This is a genomic window from Flocculibacter collagenilyticus, from assembly GCF_016469335.1.
GTDB classification, from domain to species: domain Bacteria; phylum Pseudomonadota; class Gammaproteobacteria; order Enterobacterales; family Alteromonadaceae; genus Flocculibacter; species Flocculibacter collagenilyticus.
Genome location: NZ_CP059888.1, coordinates 3819883 through 3836355, shown reverse-complemented (window position 1 = coordinate 3836355; position 16473 = coordinate 3819883). Strand labels below are relative to the sequence as shown.

Here is a 16473-nt window from a genome sequence, read left to right as displayed (position 1 = left end):
TGATCTCCGCTCATTAATGATTGTGCGGATCAAAACCGCTTTTCGCTTGTTCAGAAGCAATGAAAAATGCACCTTGAATCACTACTTTTGCCCCAGCTGGCACGCCAGTAATTTCGCGTAATGAGGTTATGGAGCTTGCGCTATTAAGAGGGCGTAAGGCTGGTCCGAGCGTTACCGTTATCGCCTCATATTCGCCAGCGTCATCATGCTCAATAAAAACTGACCAGTCGCCATCAGGGTTGCGAATGAGTGCGGCTTCTGGCACAGCAATAACAGGTTGTGGCGTTGTTACTGTAAATTCAACATTGCCGAATTGCCCCGGATGTAAACTATGATCGCTGTTTGTCACCGCTAGCCGGATCACCCGTGTGCGCGTTTGGCTGTCAATGGTGTGCGTGTGTTGAATTACTTCAGCGCTATAACGTTTTTGCCCTATGATGAGTTGTGCTTGAGTGCCAGCGGGTAAATTGTAGTTGGCAATTGGCGGTAGCTTGGCTTCTACCCAAAGTAGCGACTCGTCAACCAGTGTTAGCAGAGTTTGACCGGCATTAATACGTTGACCTTGATGGAAATCGTCGTTTAATACGGAGCCGGACTGACTGGCAAATAAGGTGTATTCACCTAATGGCAAGGTATCGTTGTCGGTCAGCGATTTAATTGCCGCCTTGCTGAGTCCCAAGGCCGCTAATGTGCTTTTTGCTGCGATATAACGTGTACGGGCTTCGCTTAATGTACTTTCACTTAATGTGCTGTTTTTTAAATTTTTTACACGCCGCCACTCGGTTGCAAATATTTGATAGTCGGCTTGAGCTTGCGCCATAGATTCACTAAACAGCGTGACTAATGGCTGTCCTGTTGTTACATGCTCACCCAAGGCGACGTGGCGCTTTATGACCACGGAGTCTACACGTGGCGATACCCAAAAACTGGTATAGCCATTAGCCTTTACTTCTGCAGGGGCTAGTATCACGTTCGCGCTAATTTGTGGCGTCAGCTGTGCGACTTCAATGCCTGCTAGCTTTCGGCTTGCCGCTGTTAAGTAAACCTTGCTGGGCTCGTTATGCTCATTGGCATGGCTAGTATGCTGTTTGGTATGCCTTTCATTGCGATGTGATGTTTGTTGTTTATGACGGTGACTATTGTGTGGTTCAAGGTCTTCATGCTCATGTGTTTGAGAATGCCCATGTTCAGTTTCAGTCTCGGGGTGCTGCTTGTTACCCTGCTGCATGGTTAAGTATGAAAGATCGATTAAATTTTTTGCGCTAACTTGGGGTGCAACCAAAGATAATAATGTGCACGTGCTTACTGCCAGCATAAGGCTAGCCGTTATAGTGTTTTTCATATTTTGCTCTTAATTCAAATTTAATATCGCAGTGAGCAGTGCCCATAGAGGCAATCTAACTCACCTGAATTAGGCTTAAGAAAATAAATAAGCCCGGATTAAATAAGAATTAAGCGATAGGGGGGCGAAATAAGTTATCGAGCTGAATGCCGTGAATATGTAACGTAGTGAAATAGCGTTGCAACGTATGGCGCTTAATTAATAAGCTAAACGTGTTGGGTGTTAACCACTGCGCATGTGAACCATGACAGTGTCCACAATGGTGGCAGTCGGCGGTATCGTGTTCATCACCATTAATGTCATTAACATTAGCAGTGTTAAAATCAGATTCATGAGAATGTTCAACGCTCATGTGCTCAGTATCAATTTGATGCACTTGTTGCGAGCTAGCCACGGCTAAACCTGATTGCAGAACAATCAAGATAATCATGATGTAGTTAAGTGAGCGACTCAACATTAACGTGGCGAACCCTACAAATAATTGAAATTGGTATCACAGTTAACCAGTATAGTACTGACTAACATTAAGCGTACCTTTTAAGAAGCCAGCATTGTAAAAGGTTTTAACGCTGAAAGCTATTGTATGTTTTATATTCGATGCAACAACAAAACGCATAAATCTTAACAAAGCTAAGCACTAACGTTGCAGCAAGCTTGAAAGCTTATCCTAATCACTCTTTTTCTCCCCGCATTCAGCCTGTTCATTTCACGAATATATGAACTAATAAAGGAATTAAATGCATCGCGTTTAAAACAGATATGGCAAGTTACATATATGAAGCATTTGTATATTCAGACAAACACAGTGACAATTTCATCCGAGTGCTCACTAATATGTATTCTAAAACGGATTTTTTATCTCATCTAAATGCAATTGGCGTGCTTTAAAGCACGCTAATTTTTTACATCCAAGAGCGTTTGCTTTGCTCCACCTGATAAAGTGAGCGGTCAATCAGTGAATACGCTTGTGCCTCAGCAATAAAGGGGATGGATACCGAACCTGAGGCCAAGACTAATTGCACAGTAGCCAATTGGTGAGGTTTCATAAATCGACTTTGTTTATAAGCTGTTTGTTGAATTTTATAAATGGGAACGCAGTAATAATCCACGCCAATCATCCCTTTTCGTACATATATATAATTATCATCCATGGCAAAGCCCCAGCGTTTCCATGTTTGAATGGCACCAGCCACACTGAGTATGCTAAGGATAATTAAGCCGGTCGATAACCACATAACTTGTTGCAGTACAAATGAAGCGATACCCGCGATAAAAAGTGGTAGTGCATATAACATGATGGGGCGCACCAAATAACGTGCATTAACAGCCATATAGCGGATCTTGCTTAACTGATTATCAGGATAGACATTATCGATCAACGCTTGTGACTCACTGGGGGTAATTGACGGGACCATGATTTTGCTCGAAACACCCGACTCGGCCATGTTTTGAATATTTGCATTTACCTGTTCATATTTTAAATTAACCCGCTGGATGAGCCTATCTAGCCAATCTTGTCGTTGGACTATCATCTGTAAACGTGACAGGCGCATAGTTACTTCATGCTTGGTAAAAAGGCCGCTGCGCCTAATGTACTTGTCGCCATCTTTACTTAATTGATAGCCATAAAAGCTCATGACGGCACCAATAATAGAAAACACGGCCAGTACCATCATTAACATGAAAAATAACATAAAACCGTAAATCCCAATTTGCCACCAACTTTGTGTTTCAGTACTAAATAGATTGGCTAAGTTAATACCAAATAAGGAAAACACATCACTTAAGTAGGTAAAAATATTGTCGAAGAACGGTGCCATCACGCCTAAAAAAATCCAGATACGATTACTACTAATACCATGAATGACGAGATCTTTTACCGAGCGGGTAATTAAGGTCGTTTCTTGTGTGGTTGTTGCAGCTGAGCTTTCAGGTACAGGTGCGGCATTACCTTCTGCAGCGTGAGTGTGAGGAGAAGATGCCGACTGTGCATGTTGAGTAAGAATTTTTTGTTTTAGCTTTTCTGCAAAGCCTAGTGGCAAGGCAACAACTTGTGCTTCTTGTTTTGATGAGCCCGCAGTGTCTAATTGCAGGCAGGCGTAACCAGTTAGCCGGTAATAAATAGGTTGTTCGAGTTTTACGTTCTGTACGCGTTCAAACGGTAAATTAATGTGGCTTTTAGACAAAACTCCTGAACGAATCTCGATGGTATTTTGGTGTAAACGGTATTGATAAAAGCGGAATTTTAATAGTGCAATCACAACAAAAAGCGCAATGCAGCTAAGGATAACAGGTAGCCATAGCCCGGGTTGTTCTTTAATCTGGCTAAAACCCACTACGATGGCAGGTAAAAGGTACATAAAGTTACTAACTAACATTTTTGCCATACGCGTACCAAAGTACACAATAGCGATAGGCGATAAACGCTGCCATTTGGCAGTATCGTCGATTGGTTGGTTGGCATGCTTTGGCGCAGTTAATTTGCTGCTGTTATGTGCAGGCTGCTCCGGCTCGGCTATTTGCAAGGGTGCTTCCGTGAGTGGCTCAACAGATTTATTAGCCATGCTGTGCAACATCCTTATGCTGTAAGATAAACTGTCGAAGTTGTTGTGCTTTTTCTAATGCCAGCCCCGGTATTTCAAAGGTATGCATTACCCCGCCCGCACTAAATATTTGTAAAGTGGCTAGGCCAAACTTGCGTTCTAAAGGGCCACGCTGTAATTCAATATGCTGAATGCGCAGCACGGGTTGTGTCACCGTTTTTCTAAAAAATAACCCAGAAGTAAAACTAATATCTTGTTCACGTAAAGCGTAACGTTTAATAGGATCGGCAAAAAAATGATACAGCGTCACAACGACACCCAAGGTTAGTACTATCCACTTACTAAAAGCGATAATGGCGCTGAACTCTTCTGGAAATTGAAAAAATGTTTGCGCGTACAGCGCGAAGCTAACCAAAAACAATACGGTAAAAATGGTGAAGTTAGCGCCAATATTAAGCCAGCGGTAGCGTGGGCTCAGTGCGATAAATTCAAGCGCTTCTGTGGTTGGTAATTGCGCTTCGGCAAGAGGGGTATTTGAAAACGATAAGCTTGTCATGCGAGTCCTTGCGAACAGGTTGAAACAGTACAATGCGCTAATATACGATTTTTTACAGCAAAAAGGTATCTTGCACTATTTTGCGCGTGTAAAAACTTATTTCAACAAGGTTTGAAAGCAACGCCGTTGTAAATTATGTCAGCGGTCGCAATAACTGCACCTCTGACACTCCAGTACAAGCATGCTGACAGGCGAGCCTTACGCCTTGCTCAAGTTGTTTTTTACTTAATTTCTCTCGCTCTGCTGGATGCACTGGGCTACTTTTCGTTAGTTTCACTCTACACAAACCACAGCTACCACCGCCCCCGCAATCGGATGTTAAGCTAAGGTTATGTTGCGCCAAACCATCCAGTAAATTTAGCTCTAATAGCTGCTGATGTTCGGTTAATTCAACGCGTTTCAAGCGTTCGCCATGATGATTGTTTATGGTAATTTGGTGAGGTGACTCAGGGGTTAATGGCGCTTTTTCATTGTTGTTTTTTAATGTAAGTTTGTGGCGTAAGGCATTGAGAGAAAAGCGGAGTTGTCCAGACGCGATTAACTGAACTAACCAAATCATGCCAGACACGCTGAGCGTCAAAGCAATAAAGCCAAAGACAATGGCAAACACATTATTAAAACTGCCTTCGCGTTGATAATCCATAAAATGCAGCATAAACATAATATCTCGAAAGCGTCGCCAATCGTTTACATGGGCGACAATCCTTCCCGTATGTTCATTAATGTATACCGAGGTCGCTACATCGTCAGTAAAGTCGATGCGCCATAAATTATTACGCTCTTTTGGTACGTCAGAAAACGGCGGGGGAAGTTTTTCAATCCGACTTACTTTACCTGTGCCAATATAAGATTTTACTGCAATTTGTTGTGCGAAGTTTTCATCGATGTGTTGAATTTTCCCGGTGTTGGCATTGATCAATGTGGCGTTAACTGGCCAGTAATGGTGGGCCGGTAGGTTATGCGCAAGCAAGTAATAAGGCTGTTCAAGCATGGTGATGAGCTTAACTTGGCTTACTGGTTCCAATGCCTCTTGATGTGTATTGAGTGCTTGTTCAATTGGGATTAATTTTTGTTGCTCTGCAGGATTAATGGCGGGCCGACTTAAGTCACGATAGGTATTGCCACTAAAAAAGTTAAAGTCCATCAAATTAAAAAATAGCCCCGTTATCAGCCAGATAACCATTTGAATGCCGACCAATAAAGAGGCCCATTTGTGGAATTGTTTAATGATTGGCATGACGGACTCCTTTCGTGTGAGGAGTGCGCTGGGTAAAGCGAATATAGCTTAATATTCCTCCAAATATGGCAGCGGCAATGCCGAATACGGTAAACCAGCGGAGCAGTAAATTATCTACATCGTGCCCAGTTTCATACTCCATAATGTGTAAACGCCACATCCAGTCAAAAATGCGCCAAGCAGTGTGGCGTTTAGTTATGACTTGCCCACTATACTGATTAATGTAAAACGTTTCTGTGCCTAAGGTATCAAATGTTACTTGCCATGCAGGTAGCCAAAAAGTGGATAATTCATCGGGCGCTTGCTCAGTGAATAACGTAACAGAGTTAATCTTTACTGGCTTTGAAGAGTTGGTTGTATACCTGTCTAACGCGATCGCGCGTGCTTGTGCTTCATTAATCGGTGGCAGTAATTGGCCAGTTGTTGCTCCTACTAAATGTATTTGATTGTTATAGCTAAATTGATAGGTAGGCTGCCCAAGCACGCTTGCTAAGTGCTGAGTGAGCATGATATTGGTGGCAGCAGGATAATCTTGAGTTAATTGATTAATAGAGTAGTGAATTTGTGTTGCATCAATAGGTTTAAGTGGTTTGGCGACCAAGTGGTCACCATGAATGTAATCAATATCCACTACCACCATATACACACCGCTGGCGCACCATATTAAAAATTGCACACCTAACAATGCCATTAACCATTTATGGTATTTCCTTGCAAAACTAGCTAACGAAAAGGTGTTAGGCACATTAGGCGTGTTGGTCGTCATATTTACATTCTTATTATTATTGATATTTTGGTGTTCGCCACAGTAGATATAATGCAGGCAGCACCAGTAAAGTCAATAAAATAGCACTAAACATGCCTCCGACCATGGGCGCTGCAATGCGGCTCATTACTTCGGAACCTGTGCCTGTACCGTATAAAATGGGCAGTAAGCCTACCACAACGGTAGCAACGGTCATCATTACTGGGCGGACCCGTAATCCTGCCCCTTGTTTAATGGCTGCCACGATATCGCTGCGTTCAACAGTACGGCCGTGTTGTTGGCATTGCTGTTGTTGTGCGTGATAGGCTTGATTAAGATAAACCAACATAATCACCCCAATTTCTACAGCAACCCCAGCCAATGCAATAAAGCCAACACCAACTGCCACAGAATAATTAAATCCTTCAAGGTATAGTAGCCAAATACCGCCAATCATTGCTAATGGTAAGGTGCCCATAATCAATGCGACTTCTACAAAGCTGCGAAAGTTTAAATATAATAAAATCACAATAATGGCTAAGGTAAGCGGCAGTACGTAGGCTAATTTATCCTTAGCGCGTTCCATATATTCATATTGCCCAGCCCAATTGATAGAGTAACCCGCAGGTAAGGTGAGTTGCTCGTTCACGGCTTGTTGTGCACGTGTAACATAGCTGCCCACATCGCTGTCATCAATATCAATAAACACCCAACCATTAAGCCGCGCATTTTCACTTTTGATACCCGGCGCGCCATCTTCTATGCGAACTGTTGCAACATCAGCTAACGCAATGCGTTCACCGTTGGGGGTAATAATAGGTAATAGCATGAGTTGTTCTGGCGAATTTCGATAAGCTTGCGGGTAACGTAAATTTACTGGATAGCGCTCTTGCCCTTCTACTGTTTGCGTTACGTTCATGCCGCCGATCGCGGTTGCAACCACTTGTTGCACGTCAGCAATATTTAAGCCGTAGCGTGCGGCTTTATTTCTATCAATATCAACCTTAATATAACGCCCGCCAGCTACGCGTTCTGAATAAACGGATGCAGTACCCGGTACGTTATTTAAGATCTGTTCAAGTTGCTCGCCAATGGCTTGAATTTCCGTTAAATCTGTTCCCGCAATTTTTATTCCGACAGGGGTTTTAATGCCTGTGGCTAACATATCAATGCGCGTTTTTATTGGCATTACCCATGCGTTGGTTAAGCCGGGTAATTGGACTAACTGATTAAGTTCTTCTTTTAAGCTGGTGGTAGTTACACCTTCGCGCCATTGATCTTTAGGTTTTAACTGAATAATCGTTTCAATCATGGTCAGTGGCGCAGGATCGGTGGCAGATTCGGCTCGGCCCACTTTGCCAAACACATTTTCGACTTCAGGCAGGGTACGAATGAGTTTATCGGTTTGCTGTAACAGCTCGCGCGCTTTTCCAATAGAAACCCCCGGATGTGTGGTTGGCATGTACATTAAGTCGCCTTCATCCAAAGGTGGAATAAATTCGCTACCGATTTTACTGGCAGGATAAAAGCCAATCACAGTAATGATCAACGCCATAATGAGAGTGAGCCTAGGAAACGTTAAAACGATATTCAGCACTGGCATATAAATAGCGATAAGCAGCCGGTTTAACGGATTTTTTTGCTCAGAGGTCACTTTACCACGAATAAAATACCCCATGAGTACGGGCACTACCGTAATGGCTAAGCCCGCAGCAGCAGCCATGGCATAAGTTTTGGTGTAAGCCAGCGGTGAAAACATGCGGCCTTCTTGTGCTTCTAGAATAAACACAGGTAAAAAGCTCACCGTAATAATTAACAAACTAAAGAATAATGCAGGCCCCACTTCTGAGGCGGCTTTAGCCACCACTTGCCATCGATTTTCAGAGGTAAGCGGTTGTTTTTCCATGTGCTTGTGCATGTTTTCAATCATCACGATTGCACCATCTGTCATCGCGCCTATCGCAATGGCAATGCCACCCAATGACATGATGTTGGCATTAATGCCCTGACTGTACATAACAATAAAGGCTATCAATATGCCTAGCGGTAAGCTAATAACGGCCACAATCGACGAGCGAACATGGAATAGAAACGCGACACACACTAATGCGACGACCAACAATTCTTGCAGCAGTTTGCTCCATAAATTATCAACCGCACGTTCAATTAAATTAGCGCGATCGTAAACGGGGATGACCTCTACACCAGCGGGTAAACCGCGCTTAAGTTGCTCAAGTTTAGCTTTAACCCCCTTGATGGTTGCTTGCGCGTTTTCACCAAAGCGCATCACAACCACGCCGCCAACTACTTCGCCTTCACCATTTAATTCGGCTACACCACGGCGCATTTGTGGCCCTAATTGAATATCAGCGATATCACGCAATTGTAGCGGCGTGCCTTTCGCATTAAGTCCCAGTGGGATACTGGCAAGATCAGTAACACTTTCTATATATCCCGTGGCGCTGACCATGTATTCGGCTTCTGCCATTTCAATAACTGATGCGCCCATTTCTTGGTTGCCGCGTTGAATGGCAAGTTGCACTTGGCTTAATGGAATACTGTAAGCGCGTAATTTATCTGGGTCAACGCGCACCTGATATTGCTTCACCATGCCGCCAACCGTGGCAACTTCAGACACACCCGCTACGGTTTGTAACTCGTATTTTAAGAACCAGTCCTGAATACTACGCAACTGGCTAATATCATGTTGGCCGGTACGGTCAACCAACGCGTATTGGTAAATCCAGCCTACGCCTGTTGCATCGGGTCCTAATGCGGCTTTGGCGGTTGCAGGCAAGGCATTGGCTGCTTGCATTAAGTATTCTTGTACGCGACTTCTGGCCCAGTAAATATCGGTATTATCATCAAAAATAACGTATACGTAAGAATCACCAAAAAACGAAAAGCCGCGTACGGTTTTGGCACCGGGCACTGACAACATGGCAGTTGTTAATGGAAAGGTGACCTGATCTTGCACTACTTGCGGTGCCTGACCGGGGTAACTGGTTTTCACAATCACTTGAACATCAGATAAATCGGGCAGGGCATCAACAGGTGTATGTTTAATCGAAAATATACCTGCGCCTATTACAATGGCAGTAGCAAGGAGCACAAATAAACGGTTGTTGATGGACCAATGAATAATAGCTTGAATCATTAGTTTACGGCTCCGTGATGTTGATGCTCATCAATGGCTGACAACGCGGTAATAATAAACTCGCCATTTTTTATCACAAAGGTGAAGTGAATGGCTTGGTCAGGTTTAAACGCAGTAATATCAATATTTTCGTCAATTAAAAAGTCCATTGTAGTTGCGGGGCGCTGCCATTTTTTAATCGCTTCACGGTTAATATTTATACTCCGGTCATCATAATTAATATGATTGATGGTGCCGTTCACCGTTGCTGTAGGTAATGCCGCTTCCATGGTGTGAGAAGATTCCATATCCATGCGCATAAAGTCAGACGTTTTGCTCGATTCAGAATCAATCAAAAATTGCGCTGAAATAACCACTTCATCGTCTTGCTTAAGTCCTTGAGTAACTGCGATGTAGTCTGCATTCGACTCGCCAAGTTGTACTGCCACAGACTTAAATTTGCCATCGCCAAGTGCGAGTACAATACGGTTTTGTTGGCCCGTACGAATCACAGCTTGTCTTGGAACCAATAAGCGGGGCTGTTGCTGCTGGCTTTGAATGGTAACCTGCGCAAACATATTGGGTTTAAGTAACTGCCCATGATTATCAAATACCAGCCTAGCGCGAGCCGTGCGGGTGTTAGCATCTACGGTTGGATAAACGTAATCCACTGTGCCTTGCCACGTTTTTTCAGGGATATAATCTAGTGTCATCGTCACCGGTTGTGCGACAGCAACTTGAGCTGCTTGACGCTCGAATATTTCAACTTCTACCCAAACTTTGTCTAAACTGCCAATACTCATCAAAGTACTACCCGGTTTAACAAAAAAGCCCTCAACGATATTCAGGTTGGCGATAACGCCAGTTTGTGGTGCGTAAAACGTGACCGACTGTTTCACTTTTCGAGTGCGAGTTAACTCATCAATAAATGACGATGGCAACGCAAGGGCAGCTAAGCGCGCTTTAGAGGCAGCCTTGAGCTCCTTGCTATTACGATTTAGGGCCAGTAAATACTCTTCTTGGGCATTAACTAATTGCGGTGAATATAGCTGATATAGTGGATCGCCTTGTTGTACCGTTTCGCCCGCGGCATTAACGAATAGCTTATCAACCCACCCTTCCACGCGTGGATGAATATGTACCAGTTGATCTTGGTCGTATTGAATATAACCTACGGTATTAATGGATTGTACCAGTGGACGATATTCTACTTTTGCAGTGCGCACGCCTAAATTATTCACGACTTGAGGAGTAATACTCACCGTTCCTACTTCGTCCTCGTTGTCGTTAGCATATACAGGTACTAAATCCATTCCCATGGGGGATTTACCGGGTTTGTCGCGACGAAAGTTGTCGTCCATCGGGGCTACCCAGTACAGCGGCTTGTTTTCGTCTTTTGAACTAGTGGCGTCATCACTGTTGGCGGGTGATTGAACATTTAATGTGAAAAAAAGTACCGCACTGACAATGGCAGAAAAAGTGGCACCTATAAGCAAGCCCGTTATTAATGATGAGGAAACTGCACCACGGGATGAGATAAAAGAATGGGTAAACGTAGTCATGGATTAATACTCGGTATATTCAGCGTTTAAATAATATTGCAAATCGAACACGGTTTGATAGCGCTCAACCTTAATTGTTAATGCGTCAATCGCTGCATTTAGTGCAGCGATACGGGCACGGATCACTTCACTAAAGTCGCCGTCATCGTGGGTATAAGCACTTAACGTTGCATCACTTTGTTGTTTAATTTGATGTAATAATTGAGATTGATATAACCGATCGCGCTGATTTAAGGTATTCAGTTGTTGTGCTTTTGCCCGGGTTGCCGCCATCAGTTGCTTAATCAAGAGAAGCTGCTCGGTTTTTACCGATTCGGTTGTGAGTTTGGCAGCGTTCAGTTGTTGGTCCTGTTTTTTGTTTGTGAAGAGGGGCAAATCAAAACTAACGCCTATCGAAAAGAAATCATCACGTGATGAGTCACCCATTAAGCCATTTGGCGCATCATCTCGATAGCCATAGCTTGCGTTAATACCCCATTGTGGTTGATATGCTTGTTCGGCAAGGTCAATGTCGTGTTTAGCAACGGTAATGGCCTGCTTACTATTTTGAACGGTGGGATGCGTTTGCAGCTGTAAGTACAGCTCGTGCTGGGTAAGGGTAACGCCGCTATTCAGCCAAGTCTGTTGCTGTGCACTTAATGTGGGCCATACTTTTGCAAGCTGAAAAGGCGCTGTATTCACTGCACTATATTCGTTAGTACCTATTAAAGTGGCAATTTGACTCGCTGCCATTGCTGCATGCTGTTGGTACGTGACTAACCTATCAGCTAAACGTGTCAGCGCCAGTTGTGCTTGAATCATATCTTGTTGGCGGGTGTTACCCAGTGCAGATGAATAATTCGCTTGGGTAGTTTCCACCAACTGCTGGAACAGCACTTTGTCATCTTCAATTAACGCAATTTGCTGTTCAGCAAGAAATGCCTGCAGCCATAAGGTAGTTAATTGATTGGTCAGTAGTGCACGACGGTTAGCTTGTTGAGCAGGGTGCTGTGCAGCTTGGGCATTCAGTTTACTGCGTTTTATATTAAGCTCATCTCCCCGTGGAAATTGCTGGCTAATCCCTACTTTAAGTTGCGTCATGGCTTCTTGATCAAAACTCAATGAGCTCATGGGTAAATTATTTAAGCTCAGCGACATTTTTGGATCTGGCAGCTGAGCAACGGCGGTACGTTGCGCTAAAGTAGCTTGTTGTTGTTGATGGTTGGCGGTAAGCCAAGGGTCATTTTTAATAGCAAGATCAATTGCTTGCTGAAGTGTAATAGGTGCGCTGGCTTGTACAGGGAATATTGCCAATACACTCACTAAAAAAGCCAGCACAAAGCCAAAGCATGCAAACTTTTGTGATGTTAAGAAAATAAAATGTTGATACATAATGTTGCCATATAGCTGCTGTTAATGCTTGCCGACATGGATGATTTAATTGAATAAATCACTGCCAAGCTCTCGACAAATAAAATATAAGTCCGTATTTTAGTTACTAAAATTTAAACGGATCGATCCTGTATTAAGCAGTAATGGGTGGACGAAATAGATTAGAGCGGTGAATAGCGAGCAGGTTAGTACCAGCGGAAATGACTTTGCCAGTAGGGGTTAACATAAGCTCTGGGGTTGCAGATTTATTTAACAGTACTAAATTGTGACACGCACTGTTTGGGCAACTGCACTCAGTGTCACAACAGTCGTCAGCTAGTTGTTCAAGCGATGCAGTCATTGGTTTTGGTGTTTCATCACAATGCGAGGTTGAAGATTCAGATGTGATAGATGGGGTAGGTGCGATAGGTGCGTTGTTATGATGCGAGTTCATCATCATATCATTGCAAGGCATAGCAAGCGCCAGCATACTTTGTAAACAAAGTATCACACTCATTAATATTGCAACCATTGAACGCATGAAAAACCCAACTCTGAGATATCGAAAATAATACTAAGCAGATCCATTGTTGAATGCTTAATACCGCTACACATTCGCCAGTATAAGAGTTATTAACAATATAGCAAGGGTATCGTCATACAAGGAATAATGAACATGACAAAAACGGCAACACTGTACCGCATGCACAACGATAAACATATTTGTCCTTTTGGGTTAAAAGCAAAAGACTTACTACAGCGGGAAGGCTATCAAGTTGAGGATCATAAACTCACTTCACGCGAGCAAACAGACCAATTCAAGCAAGAACACGAGGTAAAAACAACGCCACAAGCCTTTATTAATGGTGATCGTATTGGTGGTTATGATGATTTGCGCAAGCACTTTGACAAAGGGGAAGCAGGACAAACAGGGGAAACTTATACGCCAGTAATGAGCATCTTTGCCGTGGCATTGCTAATGGCGGTGGCCTTTGTGTATTCGACGAGCACTACGTTGTTGTCAATGCGGGTGGTGGAGTTGTTTATTGCACTATCGATGGCGATTTTAGCCATTCAGAAATTACGAGATTTATATGCGTTTTCTAACTCGTTTATCACCTACGACTTACTCGCCATGAAAGTTGTGCGCTATGCCTATGTATATCCTTTTGTTGAAGCCTATGTTGGCATCGGCATGATTGCGGGTCTGCCTGCTTATATGGTTGCGCCGTTTTCATTATTTATCGGTACGATAGGCGCAATCTCAGTATTTAAAGCGGTATATCTTGATAAGCGCGATTTAAAATGTGCCTGTGTGGGCGGCAATAGTAACGTACCGCTAGGCTTTGTTTCACTCACTGAAAACTTATTTATGATTGCTGCTGGGATATGGATGTTGGTGCGTTAGGGAATTGACACCAAATGTGTAAACCGAGCGAAAATACACGCTCGGTTTATGTTTATATTTTCAATATATTATCAAAGGAGTGCGTTAAGCTTGCGGCTCGGTACGTGCTTCATTGGTGGCTGTGGTTGGCACGTTCTCTATATTTTTAGCATCCCTTTCTGCTTTTAACGCTTCAGCCCGTTGTTTTTCTTTTTGCCACATACTGAAAAAGTCGGCGGTGAGTTTTTGTTCAATAAAGTTCACTTGTTTAACTGGACAAAATACAGAAAAAGACACTTTAACCTTTCCTAAATCGGTTGTGGTGAATTTAACACTGGGTTCCGGTCCTGAAATTTTAATGTCTAAACGATTTTCTATCAGCGTATTATATCGCTCACCAACTTTGGCGAAATTGGCACAATATTGCATGGCACGTTCAGTTAATGCTTGCTTAATAATGTATGGATCTACATCAGCATCTTCTCTTACTAAATAAAAGCTGTGGTTTACGTAGCGGCGCATAAAATTAAGATTTTTAATTGGCTGCGTCATCAATTGGCTGTTAGGAATAAACACGGTTTTGCCCGTATATTCGTAATTGTTTAAATCGACTTCTGAAATGGTGACTTTTGCCCAATCGGTGGCCATTACTTCACCAGTAAAGTTATTCGTCTGTATCCAATCACCAACCCGAAACGGATTGGTACTCGACAAATAAATAAAGCCAATAAAGCACTGAATGACCTCTTTAGTGGCTAACACAATTGCCACCATGAAGGCTGCAATTGATAAAGCAAATTTTTGTAGCTCAACGCTCCACAGCAATAATAAAGACAAGAACAACACTAAGTTAGCCACATTTCTAGATGTGTTCATCTCGTGACGTTTATCTTGTTTTTGTTGTGCGGCCGACTTTTTAAAGTGTTTTATGATTAAAAATTTTGCAATCACGCTAAGCGTGATAAGCACCGCAGTAGTTGCAATTTTGTACTCTAAAAAAATTTCCACGAAAAACGTTCCTTAATGCTAATACTTGCAGAAAAATGACGGCTTACAGCAGTACTAAGCTACCCAAGCCTAAAAACACCACAAAGCCAACTACATCGGTCACAGTGGTTAAGATAACCGAACCTGATAATGCAGGATCTATTTTTAACCGATTAAGTATAGAAGGAATTAGTACCCCAGACGCAGCTGCTGCCAGTAAATTGAGTAAAATGGCTAAGCTAATCACAATACTGAGTTCCCATTGGTTAAACCATAGGTAAGTAATGCCACCGATCACCAATGACCAAATAACCCCGTTAACTGCACCGACTTTCAGCTCTTTTTGTAGTAGCGCTTTTCGATTCGCATCAGTAATTTGTCCTAACGCCAGCCCGCGCACTATTACAGTAAGTGTCTGACTACCCGATATGCCTCCCATAGATGCCACCACTGGCATCAGTACGGCTAGCGCAACGACTTGTTGTAAGGTAGCTTCAAATAAGCCAATAAACCAAGACGCTAGAAAAGCCGTAGCTAAGTTAATGCCTAACCAAATACCGCGGTTTTTCGCACTTTTACGTACGCTTGAGAATAAGTCTTCGTCTTCACTTAAACCACCAGCATGCGCAGTTTGCTCGTCTAATAATTCTTGTTTAATTTGATAGGCGGATGCAATGTGTACGCGCCCTAAAAAACAACCTTGTTCATCTATAACTGGTAATGCCATTTTGCCTGACAAGATCACCGCATCAGCGGCTTCGCTCAAATTGTCAGTGGCGTTAAGTACAACCGCGTCGGTTTCAATTAATTGCTCCAACATGTCTGTATCATTTGCTGCAAGTAAAGCGTTAAGTGGTAATTCGCCTATCAATTTGCCTTCTTTATTTACAGCATAAAATGCATCGGTATAGGCCGTAATACCCTTATTTAATAAGCGTTTAGCACTCGACGTTTTAAGCTTATTAGAAATACGCACATAGTCGTAATCTAACCAGTGACCAATATGTTCGTCGTCGTATTGTTGGGCTTGTTGGTAGTGCTGGCGTTGTTGTTCATCAAGGTGCTTAATCGCATAATTCAAAAAACGATCGGGAATTTCTTCAGCTAATTCAAGTACCTCTTCAACGTCTAGCTGAGCTAATAGCTCAAAGCAAGCGTCATCACTCAAGGCATCCATTAACCATGTGCGAGTGTCTTTACCCGAAAGCACAAATGCTTGGCGTTGGTTTTGTTCGTTTAAACCATGCCACACCGTTAATCGTTGTGCTGGTGGTACCGCCTCAATTAACAGCGCAAACTGCTCAGGTGCAAAACTGTCTTGCAAAGGCTGAATAATGTCAGCAATTTGTGCATCATGTTCAGTATTTAAAATGTCATTAATGACAGAAGATAACTGGTCGCTGGCGATTTCTAACATGATGTTCCTTGCTGATAAGTAAATAAGGCGCCTTTATAGCTGAGAGTGAGCAATAAATCACACATTATTTTAAATATATCAATATATTGAATGTTATGGGGGATTTAATGGGTAATCAGTTAGTAGTGAAAATTATTTTGAAGAGAGGATTAGGCTGCGAGGTTTACATTGTGAAGAGCAAAAGTGTGGTCATTTGAATGAAGGCGGAGGC

General features: G+C 42.9%; 13 protein-coding genes. 1 reads left to right on the top strand and 12 read right to left on the bottom strand.

Annotation, left to right across the window (positions count from 1 at the left end; genetic code table 11):
• Positions 1-13: 13 nt before the first annotated feature.
• The 10 genes from HUU81_RS16780 to HUU81_RS16735 all read right to left on the bottom strand — a co-directional run bounded on the left by HUU81_RS16780 (position 14) and on the right by HUU81_RS16735 (position 13012).
• The gene (locus HUU81_RS16780) at positions 14-1342 is read right to left on the bottom strand and encodes an efflux RND transporter periplasmic adaptor subunit (protein ID WP_199610041.1); all 1329 of its coding nucleotides are present in this window, start codon (positions 1340-1342) and stop codon (positions 14-16) included.
• A gap of 109 nt (positions 1343-1451) precedes the next feature.
• On the bottom strand, positions 1452-1799 hold the full coding sequence (locus tag HUU81_RS16775; protein ID WP_199610040.1) for a hypothetical protein: 348 nt from the start codon (positions 1797-1799) through the stop codon (positions 1452-1454).
• A 445-nt stretch (positions 1800-2244) separates the two neighbouring features.
• Positions 2245-3906 (bottom strand): PH domain-containing protein, encoded by a 1662-nt coding sequence (locus HUU81_RS16770; RefSeq protein ID WP_199610039.1) that lies wholly within the window; start codon positions 3904-3906, stop codon positions 2245-2247.
• Complete coding sequence (locus tag HUU81_RS16765) at positions 3899-4441, bottom strand: PH domain-containing protein (protein WP_199610038.1); 543 nt, start codon at positions 4439-4441, stop codon at positions 3899-3901. The genes HUU81_RS16770 and HUU81_RS16765 overlap by 8 nt, the downstream gene beginning before the upstream one ends.
• A 133-nt stretch (positions 4442-4574) precedes the next feature.
• Positions 4575-5678: a 2Fe-2S iron-sulfur cluster-binding protein gene (locus tag HUU81_RS16760; RefSeq protein WP_199610037.1), complete on the bottom strand. Its 1104-nt coding sequence runs from the start codon at positions 5676-5678 to the stop codon at positions 4575-4577.
• Positions 5665-6444: a PepSY domain-containing protein gene (locus HUU81_RS16755; protein ID WP_199610036.1), complete on the bottom strand. Its 780-nt coding sequence runs from the start codon at positions 6442-6444 to the stop codon at positions 5665-5667. The genes HUU81_RS16760 and HUU81_RS16755 overlap by 14 nt, the downstream gene beginning before the upstream one ends.
• Positions 6445-6460: 16 nt before the next feature.
• Positions 6461-9580 (bottom strand): efflux RND transporter permease subunit, encoded by a 3120-nt coding sequence (locus HUU81_RS16750; protein WP_199610035.1) that lies wholly within the window; start codon positions 9578-9580, stop codon positions 6461-6463.
• The gene (locus HUU81_RS16745; RefSeq protein ID WP_199610034.1) at positions 9580-11121 is read right to left on the bottom strand and encodes an efflux RND transporter periplasmic adaptor subunit; all 1542 of its coding nucleotides are present in this window, start codon (positions 11119-11121) and stop codon (positions 9580-9582) included. Before HUU81_RS16745 ends, HUU81_RS16750 begins: the two co-directional genes overlap by 1 nt.
• 3 nt (positions 11122-11124) lie before the next feature.
• Positions 11125-12492 carry a TolC family protein gene (locus HUU81_RS16740; RefSeq protein ID WP_199610033.1) on the bottom strand — a complete coding sequence of 456 codons (1368 nt, stop codon included), beginning with the start codon at positions 12490-12492 and terminating at the stop codon, positions 11125-11127.
• A gap of 133 nt (positions 12493-12625) precedes the next feature.
• Entirely contained in the window at positions 12626-13012 is a 387-nt protein-coding gene (locus HUU81_RS16735) for a hypothetical protein (protein WP_199610032.1), read from the bottom strand.
• A 135-nt stretch (positions 13013-13147) separates the two neighbouring features.
• Here HUU81_RS16735 and HUU81_RS16730 point away from each other — a divergent pair, with 135 nt between their 5' ends.
• Entirely contained in the window at positions 13148-13879 is a 732-nt protein-coding gene (locus HUU81_RS16730; RefSeq protein ID WP_199610031.1) for a MauE/DoxX family redox-associated membrane protein, read from the top strand.
• A gap of 84 nt (positions 13880-13963) precedes the next feature.
• On the opposite strand, the gene HUU81_RS16725 is transcribed toward HUU81_RS16730, so the two are convergent.
• Both HUU81_RS16725 and HUU81_RS16720 read right to left on the bottom strand, forming a co-directional pair.
• Positions 13964-14866 (bottom strand): mechanosensitive ion channel family protein, encoded by a 903-nt coding sequence (locus tag HUU81_RS16725; RefSeq protein WP_233520539.1) that lies wholly within the window; start codon positions 14864-14866, stop codon positions 13964-13966.
• Between the two features lie 43 nt (positions 14867-14909).
• A complete protein-coding gene (locus tag HUU81_RS16720; RefSeq protein WP_199610030.1) occupies positions 14910-16262 on the bottom strand; it encodes a magnesium transporter in 1353 nt (450 codons plus the stop codon).
• Positions 16263-16473: the final 211 nt, after the last annotated feature.

Bases quoted from the DNA above. Each gene is read 5' to 3' on its own strand.
- HUU81_RS16735 (WP_199610032.1), bottom strand. From the start codon at position 13,012: ATGCGTTCAATGGTTGCAATATTAATGAGTGTGATACTTTGTTTACAA.
- HUU81_RS16770 (WP_199610039.1), bottom strand. From the start codon at position 3,906: ATGGCTAATAAATCTGTTGAGCCACTCACGGAAGCACCCTTGCAAATA.
- HUU81_RS16765 (WP_199610038.1), bottom strand. From the start codon at position 4,441: ATGACAAGCTTATCGTTTTCAAATACCCCTCTTGCCGAAGCGCAATTA.
- HUU81_RS16740 (WP_199610033.1), bottom strand. From the start codon at position 12,492: ATGTATCAACATTTTATTTTCTTAACATCACAAAAGTTTGCATGCTTT.
- HUU81_RS16720 (WP_199610030.1), bottom strand. From the start codon at position 16,262: ATGTTAGAAATCGCCAGCGACCAGTTATCTTCTGTCATTAATGACATT.
- HUU81_RS16775 (WP_199610040.1), bottom strand. From the start codon at position 1,799: ATGTTGAGTCGCTCACTTAACTACATCATGATTATCTTGATTGTTCTG.
- HUU81_RS16780 (WP_199610041.1), bottom strand. From the start codon at position 1,342: ATGAAAAACACTATAACGGCTAGCCTTATGCTGGCAGTAAGCACGTGC.
- HUU81_RS16730 (WP_199610031.1), top strand. From the start codon at position 13,148: ATGACAAAAACGGCAACACTGTACCGCATGCACAACGATAAACATATT.
- HUU81_RS16755 (WP_199610036.1), bottom strand. From the start codon at position 6,444: ATGACGACCAACACGCCTAATGTGCCTAACACCTTTTCGTTAGCTAGT.
- HUU81_RS16745 (WP_199610034.1), bottom strand. From the start codon at position 11,121: ATGACTACGTTTACCCATTCTTTTATCTCATCCCGTGGTGCAGTTTCC.
- HUU81_RS16750 (WP_199610035.1), bottom strand. From the start codon at position 9,580: ATGATTCAAGCTATTATTCATTGGTCCATCAACAACCGTTTATTTGTG.
- HUU81_RS16760 (WP_199610037.1), bottom strand. From the start codon at position 5,678: ATGCCAATCATTAAACAATTCCACAAATGGGCCTCTTTATTGGTCGGC.